General features: G+C 61.6%; 15 protein-coding genes. 11 read left to right on the plus strand and 4 right to left on the minus strand.

Features of this window, described 5'->3' with window-relative positions; translation table 11 throughout:
- From G7A66_RS09820 to G7A66_RS09860, 9 genes are all read left to right on the plus strand, one after another.
- On the plus strand, window positions 1-1811 hold a 1811-nt coding region (locus tag G7A66_RS09820), incomplete at its 5' end, for a calcium-binding protein (RefSeq protein WP_206675160.1).
- Between the two features lie 78 nt (window positions 1812-1889).
- Window positions 1890-3647 (plus strand): type I secretion system permease/ATPase, encoded by a 1758-nt coding sequence (locus G7A66_RS09825; protein WP_174295513.1) that lies wholly within the window; start codon window positions 1890-1892, stop codon window positions 3645-3647.
- On the plus strand, window positions 3644-5002 hold the full coding sequence (locus G7A66_RS09830) for an HlyD family type I secretion periplasmic adaptor subunit (protein ID WP_174295514.1): 1359 nt from the start codon (window positions 3644-3646) through the stop codon (window positions 5000-5002). The genes G7A66_RS09825 and G7A66_RS09830 overlap by 4 nt, the downstream gene beginning before the upstream one ends.
- Window positions 5003-5098: 96 nt before the next feature.
- The gene (locus G7A66_RS09835) at window positions 5099-6349 is read left to right on the plus strand and encodes a DUF389 domain-containing protein (protein WP_174295515.1); all 1251 of its coding nucleotides are present in this window, start codon (window positions 5099-5101) and stop codon (window positions 6347-6349) included.
- A gap of 163 nt (window positions 6350-6512) precedes the next feature.
- Window positions 6513-7784 (plus strand): hypothetical protein, encoded by a 1272-nt coding sequence (locus tag G7A66_RS09840; protein ID WP_174295516.1) that lies wholly within the window; start codon window positions 6513-6515, stop codon window positions 7782-7784.
- Window positions 7784-8332, plus strand: a complete 549-nt coding sequence (locus G7A66_RS09845; RefSeq protein ID WP_174295517.1) for a DUF4142 domain-containing protein — start codon at window positions 7784-7786, stop codon at window positions 8330-8332. The genes G7A66_RS09840 and G7A66_RS09845 overlap by 1 nt, the downstream gene beginning before the upstream one ends.
- A 235-nt stretch (window positions 8333-8567) precedes the next feature.
- Window positions 8568-9155, plus strand: a complete 588-nt coding sequence (locus G7A66_RS09850; RefSeq protein WP_174295518.1) for a hypothetical protein — start codon at window positions 8568-8570, stop codon at window positions 9153-9155.
- Window positions 9152-9637, plus strand: a complete 486-nt coding sequence (locus tag G7A66_RS09855) for a phage holin family protein (RefSeq protein ID WP_174295519.1) — start codon at window positions 9152-9154, stop codon at window positions 9635-9637. Before G7A66_RS09850 ends, G7A66_RS09855 begins: the two co-directional genes overlap by 4 nt.
- On the plus strand, window positions 9634-10479 hold the full coding sequence (locus tag G7A66_RS09860) for a DUF3618 domain-containing protein (protein ID WP_174295520.1): 846 nt from the start codon (window positions 9634-9636) through the stop codon (window positions 10477-10479). Before G7A66_RS09855 ends, G7A66_RS09860 begins: the two co-directional genes overlap by 4 nt.
- Window positions 10480-10554: 75 nt before the next feature.
- On the opposite strand, the gene G7A66_RS09865 is transcribed toward G7A66_RS09860, so the two are convergent.
- Both G7A66_RS09865 and G7A66_RS09870 read right to left on the minus strand, forming a co-directional pair.
- Window positions 10555-11340, minus strand: a complete 786-nt coding sequence (locus G7A66_RS09865; protein ID WP_174295521.1) for a formate/nitrite transporter family protein — start codon at window positions 11338-11340, stop codon at window positions 10555-10557.
- A gap of 88 nt (window positions 11341-11428) precedes the next feature.
- Window positions 11429-12031, minus strand: a complete 603-nt coding sequence (locus tag G7A66_RS09870; RefSeq protein WP_174295522.1) for a phosphatase PAP2 family protein — start codon at window positions 12029-12031, stop codon at window positions 11429-11431.
- A gap of 114 nt (window positions 12032-12145) precedes the next feature.
- Here G7A66_RS09870 and G7A66_RS09875 point away from each other — a divergent pair, with 114 nt between their 5' ends.
- Complete coding sequence (locus tag G7A66_RS09875; protein ID WP_174295523.1) at window positions 12146-12337, plus strand: hypothetical protein; 192 nt, start codon at window positions 12146-12148, stop codon at window positions 12335-12337.
- Between the two features lie 78 nt (window positions 12338-12415).
- Window positions 12416-12745 carry a tRNA-binding protein gene (locus tag G7A66_RS09880; RefSeq protein WP_332310531.1) on the plus strand — a complete coding sequence of 110 codons (330 nt, stop codon included), beginning with the start codon at window positions 12416-12418 and terminating at the stop codon, window positions 12743-12745.
- Window positions 12746-12811: 66 nt separating this feature from the next.
- Here the strand turns inward: G7A66_RS09880 and G7A66_RS09885 are convergent, their stop codons facing one another.
- Both G7A66_RS09885 and G7A66_RS13995 read right to left on the minus strand, forming a co-directional pair.
- Complete coding sequence (locus G7A66_RS09885; RefSeq protein ID WP_174295524.1) at window positions 12812-14782, minus strand: protein-L-isoaspartate(D-aspartate) O-methyltransferase; 1971 nt, start codon at window positions 14780-14782, stop codon at window positions 12812-12814.
- Between the two features lie 18 nt (window positions 14783-14800).
- A partial coding sequence (locus G7A66_RS13995) for a hypothetical protein (protein ID WP_206675161.1) occupies window positions 14801-15104 on the minus strand: 304 nt, incomplete at its 5' end.

The raw sequence follows: 15104 nt of genomic DNA on the forward strand, positions 1-15104 counted from the left end.
GGGGTAATGAACTCGCCCAATTCATCGATGGTAATAACGGGATCAATACGCTCGAAGGTGGCGGAGGGAACGACAGGATACTTGGCCGAGGAGGCAACGACACTTTCGTACAGACTGGAGCAATCGACGGCCGCGACAGTCTAAATGGTGGGGACGGCACCGATACCTGGGTGTTGAACGCCGCAGCCGGGGAATCTTACACGATCTACACCCGTGCCGAAGCACTGGCGGCAGGCATGACCGGGATCTCCGGCTTCACGGAAATCGTGGTCACGCTTAACGGCTCCACCAACGCCTCGATCATCGCCGAACTCGACAATATCGAGGAAATCGTGATCGACTCCGTCAATGTCGCATCCGGCGGCGGCGTCAACGGCGGTAACACGGCCAGCGGCGCGACCATCGCGGTGATCGGGAATTTCGACAGCACCAGCCTTGATTACAGCACCATCACGATCAACGGCGGGACGGGTGACGAAACGATCAACATCCAGGGTCTGACGTCTGCCCATCGCGTGGTCTTCAATGGTGAAGGCGGGAATGACAGGCTGATCGGCGACGCAAGGCCGCAGGACAGCATTCCGTTCGCCGGCGCGCAGCTTTCCGGGCCGATCGACGCAGCCCGGCGCAGCCAACTGGCGGCAGGCATCGGACTCGCCTTCCTCAATGAAGGGCAGTACACGCCTGCAGATAGCTTCGTGGAACAGCTTTGGATGCAGGGCGATGTTGAAACCCTCGCCCGGGCGGCCCGGATCGCCGAAAATGCTTCGCTTTTGCCGGAGCCTGCACAGAACATCGTTCTGAACGGGTCAACCGCAGCAGTCGAAGCAATCGGTGAAGCGAAGGCCGCATCCGCAGCCTCGAACCACGATCACGGCGCGCTTCAATCCGCAAGGCACAGCGCGGATGACGGCCATGGCCATGACCGCAGCGGGGTCAAGGACGACAAGATTGTCGAATTCGGACATAAGGTTACCGGTTTCTCGACCTCGGGCGACGATCTGATCGTTGGTACGGCTGGCGATGATTACCTGGTCGGCGGTTCGGGCGACGATGTCATCCATGGCGGCGCCGGCGACGATACGCTGCGCGGCGGATCGGGCGACGACGTGCTCCACGGCGGATCGGGCGACGATGTGCTGGAAGGCGGATCGGGGAACGATGTGCTGGACGGTGGAACGGGCGACGACACCCTGACCGGCGGATCGGGCGCGGACATCTTCGTCTTCGGCAGCGACGACAGCGTGCAGGACTTCGCAGTAGGCGAGGATCTGCTCGATATTTCGGCGCTCGGCGTGGACGAAGCCGGCTTTGCCGATGCGGTGAAGGTAGTGCAGCAAGGCGCGGATACGGCGGTGACCATAGGGTCGGCCACCATGATCCTGCGCAACGTGGATGCGGCTGAAATCGATGTCGCCAGCTTCCATCTTGCCGGACCGCCGGATGCAGCAGCCTCCAGCACCGCCAGCACGATGGAACTGCAGTTCGGTACTCTGGCCAGGCTGGACGAGGTAGATGGGGGCGACAGTTTCGCCGCCATGTTCTTCGCCAACGACAGGGTTGCCCTGCCCCATGCGGCCACTTCCATGGACAGCGGCAATCCGGCTGAGCTGGGGATCCTGATGTCGGGCAGCCGGTTCAACGGGACGATGTCGGACCCGCTGGATCAGGTGACACAAGGTTTCGTGGACCAGTTCGTAGTAACCGGCCTTCCGCCGGAAACGAGCCTCCACGATATCCTGAAGGCTTATCATGATAATCAGGAGGAGCCCCCTCTCGGAGCGGTCAACTCCGATAACTTCCTGTTCTGATAAGCCTGCCGGAGCTTCCGCCGGCCCGCGGAAGCTCCGGCCTCTCTCAACCGGCGCATCAAGAAGGGGGATGCTGATATGAAACTTTTCCTGGTCGACGTACCGCAGCCGCTACAACCCGCCGTCAAGGCATGCCGCAGGCACATAGGCCTGGCTGCCGGTTTCAGTGCGCTGGTCAACATCCTCTATCTCGCACCCACCATCTACATGATGCAGGTCTATGACCGGGTGGTGCCGACCGCCGGAACCCTCACGCTGGTCTGGCTGACGGTGATCGTGGCCGTCGCGCTCGCCACTCTCACCGCTCTCGATGGTATCCGCGCCCGGATCATGATGCGGGCATCGCTGCGCCTTAACCGCCTGCTCGCCGGCACGATCATGGAGCGGCTGCTGGGCCGCGGCGGCAATGCACAGGGCACGACGCAGGCGATGCGGGAATTCGATACGCTGCGCCAGGCATTGGGCGGGCAGGCCATGATGGCGGTGTTCGACACGCCTTGGACGCCGATCTATTTTCTCGTGGCCTTCATGATTCACCCCATCCTCGGCATGATGGTGCTGGTGGGGATCGCGATCCTCGTCGCTTTGGCGGTCTTCAATGAAAGGCGCACCAAGCCGCTCTCCGAACGTGCCCATGCCGCCAATGCGCAGGCCTATGCGCATCAGGAAGTAGTTGTCGGACAGGCCGAGATCATCCGAGCGCTGGGCATGCGCCGGAGCCTTGTAAATCGGCAGCTGGCGGAACGCCGCATCGGGTTGGAAGCTGCGACCGAGGTGCAGTTCACCGGCAGCCGCTACAATTCCACCGTTAAATTCTTTCGCATGTTCATGCAGTCCGCCGCACTTGGCGCAGGTGCATGGCTCGCTATTCAGGGGCAGATCTCCGTCGGCGCAATCATCGCGGCCTCGGTCCTGCTCAATCGCGCTCTCCAGCCGATCGAACAGCTGGTCGCGCAATGGGCGTCGATCACGCAGGCACGCCAGTCGCTGGTCAGCCTGGCCACGCTGTTCGACAACACGGCCGACAATGATCAGGAACGCACGACATTGCCGCCGCCCGTCGGCGCAATCGACCTCGACCATGTCGTCGTCCGCAATCCGGAGGGCAGCGCCGTCCTGCTGCGGAATGTCTGCATGAAAGTCGAGCCGGGCGAAGTGCTGGGCGTGATCGGTTCGTCCGGAGCCGGCAAGACCACGCTGGCCCGCATCGTCGCCGGAGCGATCGCACCGGATCTCGGCGAAATCCGCATCGACGGCGCGCGCTATGACGATTGGGACTCCGAATTGCTGGCGCAGCATATTGGCTATCTTCCGCAGGACAGTCGCCTGCTGCCCGGCAGCGTGACGGAGAACATCTCGCGCTTTTGCGGCAGCGAAGATGCTGGGTTCCCGGTCGACGAGGCCGTCGTGGAGGCGGCACGACAGGCCGGGGTCCATGACCTCATCCTCCGCCTTCCCGCAGGTTACGACACCATGCTCGGCGAACGCCACCACCGCCTGTCGGCAGGGCAGGCGCAGCGCATCGCCCTTGCCCGCGCCTTCTTCCGCAAACCCAGGCTCATCGTGCTGGACGAGCCGAACTCCGCATTGGACGCAGAAGGCGAACAGGCGCTGATCCGGGGCATTGCGGCGGCCAAGCTGAACGGTGCGGCCATCATGATCGTCGCCCATCGCGCGGCCATCCTCTCCAATGCGGAAAAGCTGCTGGTGCTGGATGACGGCGCGGTCGCCGATTTCGGCTCGCGCGAAGATGTGATGGATCGGCTCCGCGCCCGGATGGAACAGGAAACGGTTGTTCCGATGAAAGATCCGAAGAAGGAAAGGAGGAACGCATGAACGACATGAGCGCAAAATTCGCACCCCTCCCCGCCGTTCAGGACGAAGAGGCCTTCGACACACCCGGCAAGGAATTCCGCGTCGGTGGCATCATCGCCGGCATCTTCTTCGTCGGCCTGCTCGGCTTTGCCGCCCTCACTCCGCTCGATGCCGGTGCCTTTGCCGAAGGCGTGGTGACGGTGTCCGGCAATCGACAGGCGGTGCAGCATCAGGACGGCGGCACAGTCACCAGCATCGCCGTACGCGAAGGCGCGATGGTCGATGAAGGCGATGTGCTGCTGACCATTTCTGCGCCTGAGGTGGTGGCATCCGAACGCGGTCTGACCGCCGAAGCAATAGCGCTGCAGGCGCAGATGGCCCGCCTTGTCGCAGAACGCGACCGACTGGGCAGCGTGCCGACACCCGAAGAATTCGCCAACCTTGCCGAAGGCGACCGGCAGTTGGCGGAAGATGCCCTGCGGGGGCAGCGCCTCCTGTTTGAAGCCCGCAGGGCATCGCTCGGCAATGAACGCAGCCTGCTGGCGCAGCGCACGCGCCAGCAGCAGGAACAGATCAACGGCTATGAGGAGCAGATTTACTACAATCGCGAACAGAGCCGGTTGATCGACGAGGAACTGGTAGGCCTCCGCACGCTGGGCGAACGCGGCTTCGTTTCGAAGTCGCAGATCCGTTCGACCGAACGGGCAGCGGCAGACCTAGACGGCAATCACGGCGCGCTGCGGTCCCAAGTAGCGAGCACCTCGGAAAGCATCGGTGAGACCAGCCTGCGCATGGTGTCGCTCGATCGCGATATGATGGAGCAGGTGGCCGATGAACTGCGCAGCGCGCAGGTCCGCCTCAGCGAGATCATCCCCCGGCTGACGGCCGCACGCGAACAGCTTGCCCGCTCGCAGGTTCGCGCACCGGCTGGCGGGCGGGTAGTGGGCCTGAAGGTGTTCACCGTTGGCGGCGTAGTCGCGCCGGGCGAAACCCTGATGGAGATCGTACCGCAGGATCGCCGCCTGCTGATCGAGGCCAAGGCTTCGCCGACCGACGCGGACGATCTGGTCGTCGGCATGGACACCCAGATCCGCTTTCCCGCGCTGCAGGAACGCAACATGCCCATATTGGAGGGAGAAATCGCGAACGTTTCTGCCGACAGTTTCGAGGATGAGCGTACCGGAGAGAGATTTTTCCGCATTCAGGTCGAAGTGCCGCCGCATGAACTGGCGGTGATCAGGGAATTCCGCGAAGATGGCGGACTGCGTCCCGGGCTGCCGGCGGAGGTCATGGTTCCCCTGCGCAAGCGCAGTGCCCTGTCCTACCTCACCGAACCGCTGACGCAGACCCTGTGGAGGGCAGGACGCGAACACTGATCCTTGCCGCCACCTAAGTGACTGCAATGGTTGCGGCTTCCTCCGCGCTCTGGCAAGCATCCGCACCAATGGCCCATTGCCATGTGCGGAGGAAATATGCGGCAAGTCACAATCGTCATGCCTCCGGAGCACGCCGAGCGTGTAGCAGCGGAGACCGAGCGACACGATATTACCGTTCTTGCAGAGCTGGACGCGCGCCGAGACGGCAAGCGTCAGACGATGCTCATCTGCAATTCCCCAAACGCGAGGATCGAGGGTTTTCTCTCCGCGCTCGAAGAGGTTGAAGGGCTGCACTTCACTTTCGCGCCGCAAGGCGTTCTGGCGCTGCGCCCGCCTGCCGATGAGCCGGAAGACCAGGTCACCAACGTCCAGTTCCGCAGCCCGCTGGAGGTCTTCCTGTCCGGCTTGCAGAGCATCGGATCGTGGACCGGGTTCCTGTCCTACGCCGCCGTCGGCGCGGTTATCGTCTGGATCGGGCTGTATACTGAATCCATCTTCCTGCTGGTGGCCGCCATGCTGATCGCGCCTTTCGCCGGTCCGGCAATGACGCTAGCTCTCGCAACCGCACGGGGCGACGCACATCTGATGCGGCAGTCGCTGGTGCGATATGTCGCGGCCCTAAGTACCGCAATCGCCGTGGCTGCCTTGCTCAGCTTCATCTTCGATCAGACCATCGCGACACCGTTGATGACATCGGCTAGCATGCGATCGACAGTGTCCGTGCTGCTCCCGCTTGCCGCCGGGGCCGCAGGGGCACTGAACCTCGTGCAATCGGAACGAAGCAGCCTTGTCAGCGGGGCGGCGACCGGCATGCTGGTGGCGGCGGCGCTGGCACCGCCGGCAGGGCTGATCGGCATGGGGCTGATAATCGGCCAAATGGACATGGTGATGTCGAGCCTGTGGGCGCTCGCCATCCAGATCGTGGGCATCAACCTATCCGGGTTCCTCGTCTTTCGCCTGTGCGGCATCAATTCGCGGGGTGCACGCTACCCTCGGGGAAAGCCGTTTCTCACCATCCTGGCGACCGTGGTCAGCCTGGCAGCACTGGCCGCGCTGCTGTTCGTGCAGTTTTCCAGCACCCCCGAATATCAGCAATCCTCCATCTCGCAGCGTATCAGCGCGGTCGTGCAGCAAGACATCGAACAAAGGGACGGCATCGGCCTGGTGCTGGTGCAGTCGACATTTACCCGAAGCCGCCCGCAAGGTGAAAACCCCGTGTGGATCACCGTCCACGTCCAGGCGGATCTGTCCGATGCAGAAAAGGCTGCATTGACGAAGCAACTGGACGCCCGAGTAGAAAGGGAGTTCGGCGTCGAGGCTCTGGTCCAATTGAGCGCTGCCACGTGAAGCTCGCACGATGCCAGCGGCCATCGGCTGCGCCCTTGCGTTCCGCCCATGCGACGAACCGTTTTGTCTTGTAAACATTAAGTAATCTCGGAACCAAGAAGGTGTTGACCCCTTTGGAACAGCATGGCCGCCACGCCACGCTACCATACCGCAGGAGACACTCATGACCTTCAATCCGCTTACCGAAAAAGGAATCCCGATCGACCGGCAGTTCAGAAGCTGGTCCGAACTTGCAGGGCAGACCTACGACACCCGAGACGTCCATCCCTATACCCGCTGCCGCGTGATCCTGATGAACGGGATCGAGGTCGAAGCGATCATCAATTCGCATAATGCAGCCCGCCGCATCGCCGACACCGGCATCAAGCAGATGCTGGCACTGGTGCGCAAGGCGGAACAGCAGCAGCAGAAGGCCGTCAACTGGCTGATCCCCGGAAGCGAGAGCAGCATCGCCAACACCATTGGATATGAGCAGGTGGCGGTCGATCTGACCAGCTGGATCGCCCGTCACGAACCCGATCCGTACCTCAACCAGGTCTATGAATTCGGCGTGCTCGAAGATTACGACCACCTCTACCGTTACGCCAATCTGATGGATTTGATGGGCGAACGCCGCAAGGCCGAGGAAATCACCGGTGACCTGACCGAGATCCTGCCGGGCCGGCCAACCATCTTCCAGCATCGACACCCGCATGATGAATTGCGCCGCCCGATGACGGTCGAAGCCAGTGACTTCCAGTCGATCCTCAACGCGCTGACGGTCGTATCGGCCGAACAGCAGACCATGAATTTCTACATGAATTCCGGCAATCGCCCGGAAGATCCGATGGCGCGCTCGCTCTACCTCGAAATCGCGATGATCGAGGAACAGCACGTCTCGCACTATGAATCGATCCTCGATCCGACGACGCCCGAACTGCTGAACCTGGCCCTGCATGAATATAACGAATGCTGGCTTTACTGGTCCTGCTTGGAAACCGAAACCGATCCGCGCATCAAGCGAGTCTGGGAAACGCATCTGGCCATGGAACTGGAGCATCTGCGCCTGGCCTGCGAAATGATGAAGGAAGTCGACAGGATCGACCCGGCTGAAATCTTCCCGAAGGAAGGCGTCAGCGCTCCGATGACGTTCGAGCCGAACAAGCAATATGTCCGTGACGTTCTGGCGCGTACAGTCGAACACACGGCGAATGACAGTCAGTTCATGCCGATCGGCGAACTTTCCGCCAGCCATCGCTACTTCGATTACCAGTCGGTGGTGAATGCAGGCGGCGTGCCGAGCGAGGATGTGATCCGCCGCCATCGGGAGGAATTCGGCGGGGAATACCGCTTTGCCACGGATGGTGCCCACCCGATTCCGGCAATGCAGGAAAGCGGCACCGGCGAAGGAACCGATTACGCAGAGGCGATTGCCCGCCATAAGGAGAATGCATGATGACCGAGCGTAACGAAAAGCATGGTGCCCTGCACCGCGCCGTAGACAAGGCCGCAGACGCGATGGGCGGCATGGCAGGGCGTGCGTCCGCCAATACTGCCGGATCGCATTCGGCAGCGGCTTTCGCCCAGAACGCCGCCATCGGCGACATGTACGAGATCGCAGCAGGCAAGCTTGCCCTCCAGCATGCCAGCCATCCGCTGGTGAAGGAAGCAGCGGTGAAGATGATCGACGATCACTCCACCAGCACACACCAGTTACGATCCGCGATGCTGATGAACGAGACGAAAGGCGTTCCCGCCCTGCCCGACAAGATCGATGCACGGCGCAAGACGATGCTGGATCATTTGCAGGCCACCCCTGCGGACAAGTTCGACGCGACTTATCTCGACCAGCAGATCCTGGCGCACAAGGAAACGGTCGATCTGATGACCGGCTATCGCGACAGCGGCGACAACGCGCAGTTGCGTTCGTTTGCCGAAGGCACGGCACCGGTCGTGCAGCGGCATCTTGCGCATATGGAAAAGCTGAAGGCGCAGCTAGGCTGATCGCAGATGCGCACGGTGATTTGACGGTTCACATTTGGCGCAAATACGCGTTGGCCTGTTCGCATCGGCGCAAAGATTGTCAGTAATTGCAAATCCGACTGTCTGATCGGGGCGCAGCACAACTGCGCCCCGCAGCAATACTGTTCCCGATTCTTGTAAAATTAAGTCGCTAAATTGTCTGGAACTTTTCTCCAATCCCGCGGCTTTTAAAGGCATACAGGAAAGGAGACTTATGATGGTAACATCAACAACAGGATCTACACACGGAAGCAGCGGCGCAGAGGTTCGTGACGAGTTGAAGGGGGATGCCCAGAAGCTGAAGAACACGGCCCAGCAACAGGGCGAAGCAAAGGCCCGCCAAGGCAAGGAACAGGTCGCCAGGTCGGCGCATTCCGCATCCTCCGCAATCGATGCCGCCGCCGACAAGCTGCGTGACGACGACGATGCCCCGGCATGGATGGCATCCGCCTTCTCCAGCGCGGCACGCCAGGTCGACGATCTCGCCAGCCGTTTGCAGGACAAGTCGCCCCGCGACATTGCACGGGAGACCAACCGCTTCGGCCGGGAAAACCCGACTGCCTTCCTCGCGGCTTCCGCTGCGCTTGGCTTTGCCGCGGCACGCTTCTTTCGCGCCGGTGCAGAATATCACGAAGATTACGATGTCGGCTCCAGCGGTAGCGGCAGCAGCGGTGCACGTAATTTCCGCAGCGATGGCCCCACGACCAGTCGCGACTACTCGACCTTCGCTCCGCAGCCGCCTGCTGTGAACGAGCCCGTCCTGACGCGCGACATTGACGTGGACAATACCGGGAGGGCATTATGAAGGAACCCGCAGTCAGAGCGCCTGCCGACCATCCCGATGAGAAGACCGTCGTCAGCACCGCCGCCGGAACAACGGCGGTGCGCGAAGATGAGAACATCGTCGATCTGATCGGCCATCTTACCTCTCAAAGCGCCCATCTCGCCCAGCAACAGGTCAGTCTGGTGCAGGCCGAAATGCGCGAGGCGGTGGATGATCTCAAGAAGGCGATGGGCGCGATGCTCGGTGCCGCAGTGCTCGGCATTGCAGGCCTCGGCGTGACGCTGATGGGCATTGCCTATGTGATCGGCGACGCGATCGACGACCGTGACCTGGCGACCCTTCTCGTCGGCATTGTCGTCCTGATCATCGCCGGCATCCTTTATTCTTCGGGCAAGAAGAAGATGGAACACAGCCACATCAAGCCCGAACGCAGCATCGAAACCGCAGAACGGACGCCCGACGCGGCGACCGGCAACCTCACGAATTCCGGAGTAACACGATGACCCAGACAGACACACGCGATCCAGACGAAATCGAAATGGAAATCCGCCGCACGCAGAAGGACATGAGCCGCACGGTCGACCGGATCGGCGACCAGATGACCCCGCGCAACATGTTGAACTCGCTGCTCGACAAGGCGGATGAAAACGGAGTGGATGCTCGTTATCTGCTCGACGGTGCACGGCGCAACCCGCTCGCTCTCGGCCTGATTTCGGCCGGTGCGATCTGGCTGGTCAGCGATTACGACGCGAAGCCATCTGCCTTAACATCGGGTAACAGCAGCGACAGCGACACCGGCTACAGCCCGCATTACGATTACGATCCCGATCACCGGGGCTATATCGAGCACATGTCGCGCGTCGAACGCCTGCCGAGCGAGGACGAAGTGACCTATCAGCGCCGCCGCGACGAAGCGCGCGGCACCTATCTGATGATCGAGCGCGACCATCAGGAAGACCACACCGACTACCGCAAGCGGCTGGATGAAGCGACCAACCGGATGCGCGAAAAGCGTGACCATTTCGCCGACAGCGCCCGCGAGACGCGCCGCAATGCCGCGATGCAGGGCAAGAAGGCAGTGCGCAAGACCCGCGATGCTTATGAAGACAACCCGCTTATCGGTGGTCTGATTGCCGCTGTTGTGGGTGCCGTTGCAGGCTCGGCCATTCCCGTGTCGCGCACAGAACGTCAGCAGCTTGGCCCGATGGGCTCCGATGCCATCGATCAGGCCGAGGCAAAGGCCCGCCAGGTCGGCGAGCAGGCCCTCGATAAAAAGGACGAGATGGTCGACAAGGCCGACCGCAAGATGGAGGGCAAGGGCAGCTCTGGCGGAACGCAGTTCTGATTGCCTTACCTTGGACCTGAACCGGAAAGGGCCGCGCCACATGCGGCCCTTTTCTTTTGGACCCGCCGCGCCGCTTCAGCCCCTGTTTTCTTCACCGAGCGCCTGCGCCGTGTGTGACAGCGTCACGAGGCCGATTCCCCCGACAATGTTGCCGATGAACGAGATCGCTGCGACACGGCCAATGTGCACGATGGTCAGATCGGCTCCGAAAAACGCGCCGAAGATCATGTGCAGCGACGATACGACGACATGTTCAAAGGGGCCGAGGGCCAGCAAGACGCCGATCACATAGGCAGCGGCCATGCGTGCGCCGGATGATTGAGCGGAGATGACGAGGAACGACAGCAGGGCCACAAGTGCACCCCCGACGATGGACCGCGCGAAGGTTGCCCATGGGTCACGTCCCGCGAGATCTTCCGCGATGGCAGCCATGGTCTGCTGCGCAGCAGGCGGCAGCACTCCGTTCACCGAGAAGACGTAGATCAGGATCGTGCCGCCGATCAGGTTCAGGACCAGCGTCAACATCCACAGCCGGCCGATCCGCGAAAGGACGAAGATTTCTTTCTTCTCGAACAGGGTTGCAACCGGATCGAAAAAGTTTTCGCTGAACAGTTCCGCCCGGCCAAGCACGAGGAACACGACGCCGACACCAAAAGCCAGCGCGCCCAGCACCTTGGAAAATTCGCCGAAATGCGGGTGCGCCGCAGATTCAACCAGCACTTGCGCGGCGCTGCCGAACACGATCGTGAAGCCTGCGATGAACCCCGTGGCGAGAAGGGAAATCAGGCTCTGGTCAAGCCTGCGGGCGCCCTCTTTAGCCGCCTTTTCATAGACCTCTTCGGGTTTGAGCGCATCGAACATAAGGCGCTAAAATCCATAGATTATCCGTTTCGTCAAGGCTCCGGACCCTAGTAGAACCGGCGTGAACAGACCCATGTTCAGGTATGTTCTATCGCAGGATCCGCTTCAAGGCCGCCTGCATCAAACCCCATGCTGCTGCCTCGGCCCTTTCGGCCAGGGCACCTATAGCGACGCCTGCAATCACATCGGTGGGATAGTGGGCGCATCGCGGTATCTGAGCGGCCGCGACGATGGCCGCAGCCGTCAAAGCTACCGGCCTGTATTCCGGCAGTTCGGAGCCGAACGCGCGGGCTGAAGCCATGGCCCCGGCGCTGTGCCCCGAGGGAAAGCTGGATTGTTCCTTTCGCATGTCGTGACCGGGCCGGGGTTCCTGATCATCCATGCTCACCGCATCGCGCGGTCGCATCCGGATTACACGGTGTTTGACCAGCGACTTGGCAAAGGTTGCCGTCTCATGCGCGATCGCCATCCTGATGCCGGCGCGAACCAGCCTCAGGTCCGCGCGCAAGACGCCGAGCGCCAGGGTTGCACCAGCCAGAATGCGCATCTGCGGCTGGTCACCCAATTCGCTGAACCACGACAGCGCCCTCACCGCCGGAGTTTTCCGGTAGGGCAAAACCGCCGTTCTGACGCGGCGGTCGATCTGCAACAGCGGTTCTGCAGCGTCATCGTAGCGGTCTTTGTCATGCATGTAGGGGGAACGCCGGACGAAGGTTATGGCGCCTTCAGGAACCGCGCGGATCGCCCTCCTCCGGAACGAAAGGCCCCTCAAACGGGTTGATAAGATGAACAACTGGAGATTACGATGATAGGCAAGATTGTAGGTGCAATGGTCGGTAGAGGCGTCGCGAAGAATGTACGCGGAATGGGCGGCACAACCGGTGCCTTGCTGGGCGCGGGCGCACCCTTCCTGCTCCGCCGGATGGGCCCTCTCGGCCTTGCTGCAGCGGCAGCCGGTGGCTATGCGATCAAGCGGATGAACCGCCGCAAACCGTAATTTGGCGGGACTGCGATACGGCAGGGGATGTGACGCATGCACATCATCCACGATCCCGCCGCTCCCGTTTAGCCTGAGATCAGCTTCGGCGATTTCCTCAAGGCAGACATCAGGGCGGGCACCGTCAAAAGTTGCTCGCCTTTTCCGGCGGCACGCAAGCCATCCTACATTCTGACCATCGATTTCGGCCCCGCTGCCGGAATCCGCAAAAGTGCTGCGCAAGTGACCGAACGTCATGCGCCGGACGATCTGGTCGGCAGGCAAGTCATGGCCCTCGTCAACCTTCCTGCCCGCCAGACTGGTCCGATCATATCCGAAGTTCTAGTCCTGGGCTTTGCCGATGAAAGTGGCGCGGTCCGTCTGGCCGGAACGGACGTTACAGTGCCCGATGGAGCACGCCTCGCCTGAACGCAAAGCCTTCAAAAGCGATGCGCCCTTACCCGCGAGCCAGATCACCTGTTCCACCCGTTCGTTCTAAACGCCGAACGGGTAAGTCTCGGCCACGCCCGAATGCGGCTCCCGGTCGCTCAGCGGTTTCAAGGCATGCGTCTGGTCGAACCAGCAATAGGCATCGAACTGACGTGACAGCGATGCTTCGCTGTAGTGGCTCCAGCGTTCAGTTTCGGGGCGATAGATGACGCCGATAAAGCGTTCCAGCAGCGGTTCGGCCAGCCGGTCGGAAAGCATTTTATCGGCTTTCAGATCCAGCAGGAAGCGTTCGACCCCGCTATCGTGGCAGAGCCGTTCATAGCTGTCGCGGCGCGAGGGATTGACGTTCTTCTCCTCGCGCTCTCCGTCCCAGTCGCTTGCTGCGCTGACTGTTCCGGTGTGCGTGCCGAAGCCGATGAGTGCGACATCGTCGCCCCACCGCTCCCGCGCGAGTTGCCCGATATTGTGTTCGTCGCGCACCGCGCCCATCTCGGTCGCCCGCGCATCGCCAATGTGGCTGTTATGCGCCCAGACGACCGCTTTTGCGTGTCTGCCGCCCTGTTCCAGCAGATGCTCCAGCGTGTCCGCCATATGGCTGTCGCGCAGGTTCCAGCTTGCGGCGCCGCCATAATACATGATGCGGTAATAACGCTCGGCAGAGGCCACCAGGCGCGCGTTCATGGCGGCAGAGAACGATCCGCCATCCTTTTCCAAAGCCTCGTTCAGCAAGTCCCGGCATTGGTCCAGCACCGCTTTCTCGCACTCGGCATAGCCTTTCTGGATTGCGGCCCGCCCGTAGGTGGCGGGATCGGCCTGCCAGGGCGTCAGGCAGCCATACCGTTCGCGCGCAACAGCCGCTGCTTCAGGATCGTTCTCGTCGAGATAGGCGAGCACCGCCTCGATTGAGCCGGACATGTTGTAGATGTCGAGGCCGTAGAAACCGGCCTGATCTCCTGACGGACGTTTCGCGTTGATGTCGCGCAATTCGCGCAGTAAGTCCGGCATCACCGTGTTACGCCACATCCAGGTGGGAAAGCGCTGGAAAGGTGTGGGTGCACCGTCGCGCTGCTCCTGCCCGCGAATGAAGCGGTCATATGCTGCCGCGTCCGGCCAGTCGCCCTCGACAGCAATGATGGTAAAGCCGTGCCGTTCCACCAGGTGCCGCGTAATCGCCGCACGCGCTGCGTAGAATTCATGCGTTCCGTGGCTGCACTCGCCCAGAATGACAACTTTCTTGCCGGCATAACGGTCGAATGCCTTGGCGAAATCGGGGTCATCGATTTCGGGCAGAGGGTCGCAGGATTTCGCAATCGCCTTCGGCAGCGGAAGATCCTGCATGCCGCGATGGTCGGATGCTGATCTCGTCCCGTTCTCGGCAATCACTCCTTCGAGCAGAGGCACGAACCTGACGGGCGTGATGTCGTGGCTGGTCCATTCGTCTTCGCCGGAGCGGTTGATGCACTGCAATTGCTGGACATCCTCGCCGCCGACCGGGATGATGAGCCGGCCGCCGATCTTCAGCTGCCGTTTCAGCGCCTCCGGTATGGTGCCGATCCGCGCAGCTACCAGGATTGCGTCGAAAGGCGCCTCATCGGGCAGTCCCAGCATTCCGTCGCCAGCGATTATCGAGCAATTGTCATAACCGAGGCGCTCGACTCTTTCACGTGCCTGGCGTGCCAGCGTTTCGTGCCGCTCGATCGCGAACACGCGATCGGCGATCCGCGACATGATTGCGGCGGCATAGCCCGATCCGGCACCGACCTCGAGGATCTTGTCGCCACGCTTCACATCGGCGGCATCGATCATGCAGGCGACGATGAACGGCTGGCTGATCGTCTGGCCCTCGCCGATGGGCAAAGGCCCGTCTTCATAGGCAAACTCCTTCATGTCCGGCCCGACGAAATCCTCACGCGGAACTTCGCGAAAGGCCGACAGGAGGTCAGAATCGGATATGCCCCGGGCGGCGATCTGCCGCTCTACCATCGATTGCCGTTCCAGCCTTCTGTCCTGCGCCATGCCGCCACCTCGTGCTTGTCAGCGGAATTTACGCAAAGCCGCTGTTTCCATTAGATTTTTAATGCGTATACTGAACCAATGGATGAAGGTGCGCATGTTTCCGATTTTCTCGGCAGGGGTAATCCGATGAACCTTCGCGCCGTTCGCGCATTTGCAGATCGAGCGATGCGAAAGACGATGTTGCCCCTCTTGTTTCTGCTGGCCGCATGTGACGGCGAGGAGGCGGAGCCTGTTGCGGAAGTACAGACCGCGACAATTGAGGGCCTGTATCACGCCGCCGGGCCAGAGATGCAGCAATCGCGCATGTGCATCCTGTCGCAGC

Source organism: Alteripontixanthobacter muriae, from assembly GCF_013336795.1.
GTDB classification, from domain to species: domain Bacteria; phylum Pseudomonadota; class Alphaproteobacteria; order Sphingomonadales; family Sphingomonadaceae; genus Pseudopontixanthobacter; species Pseudopontixanthobacter muriae.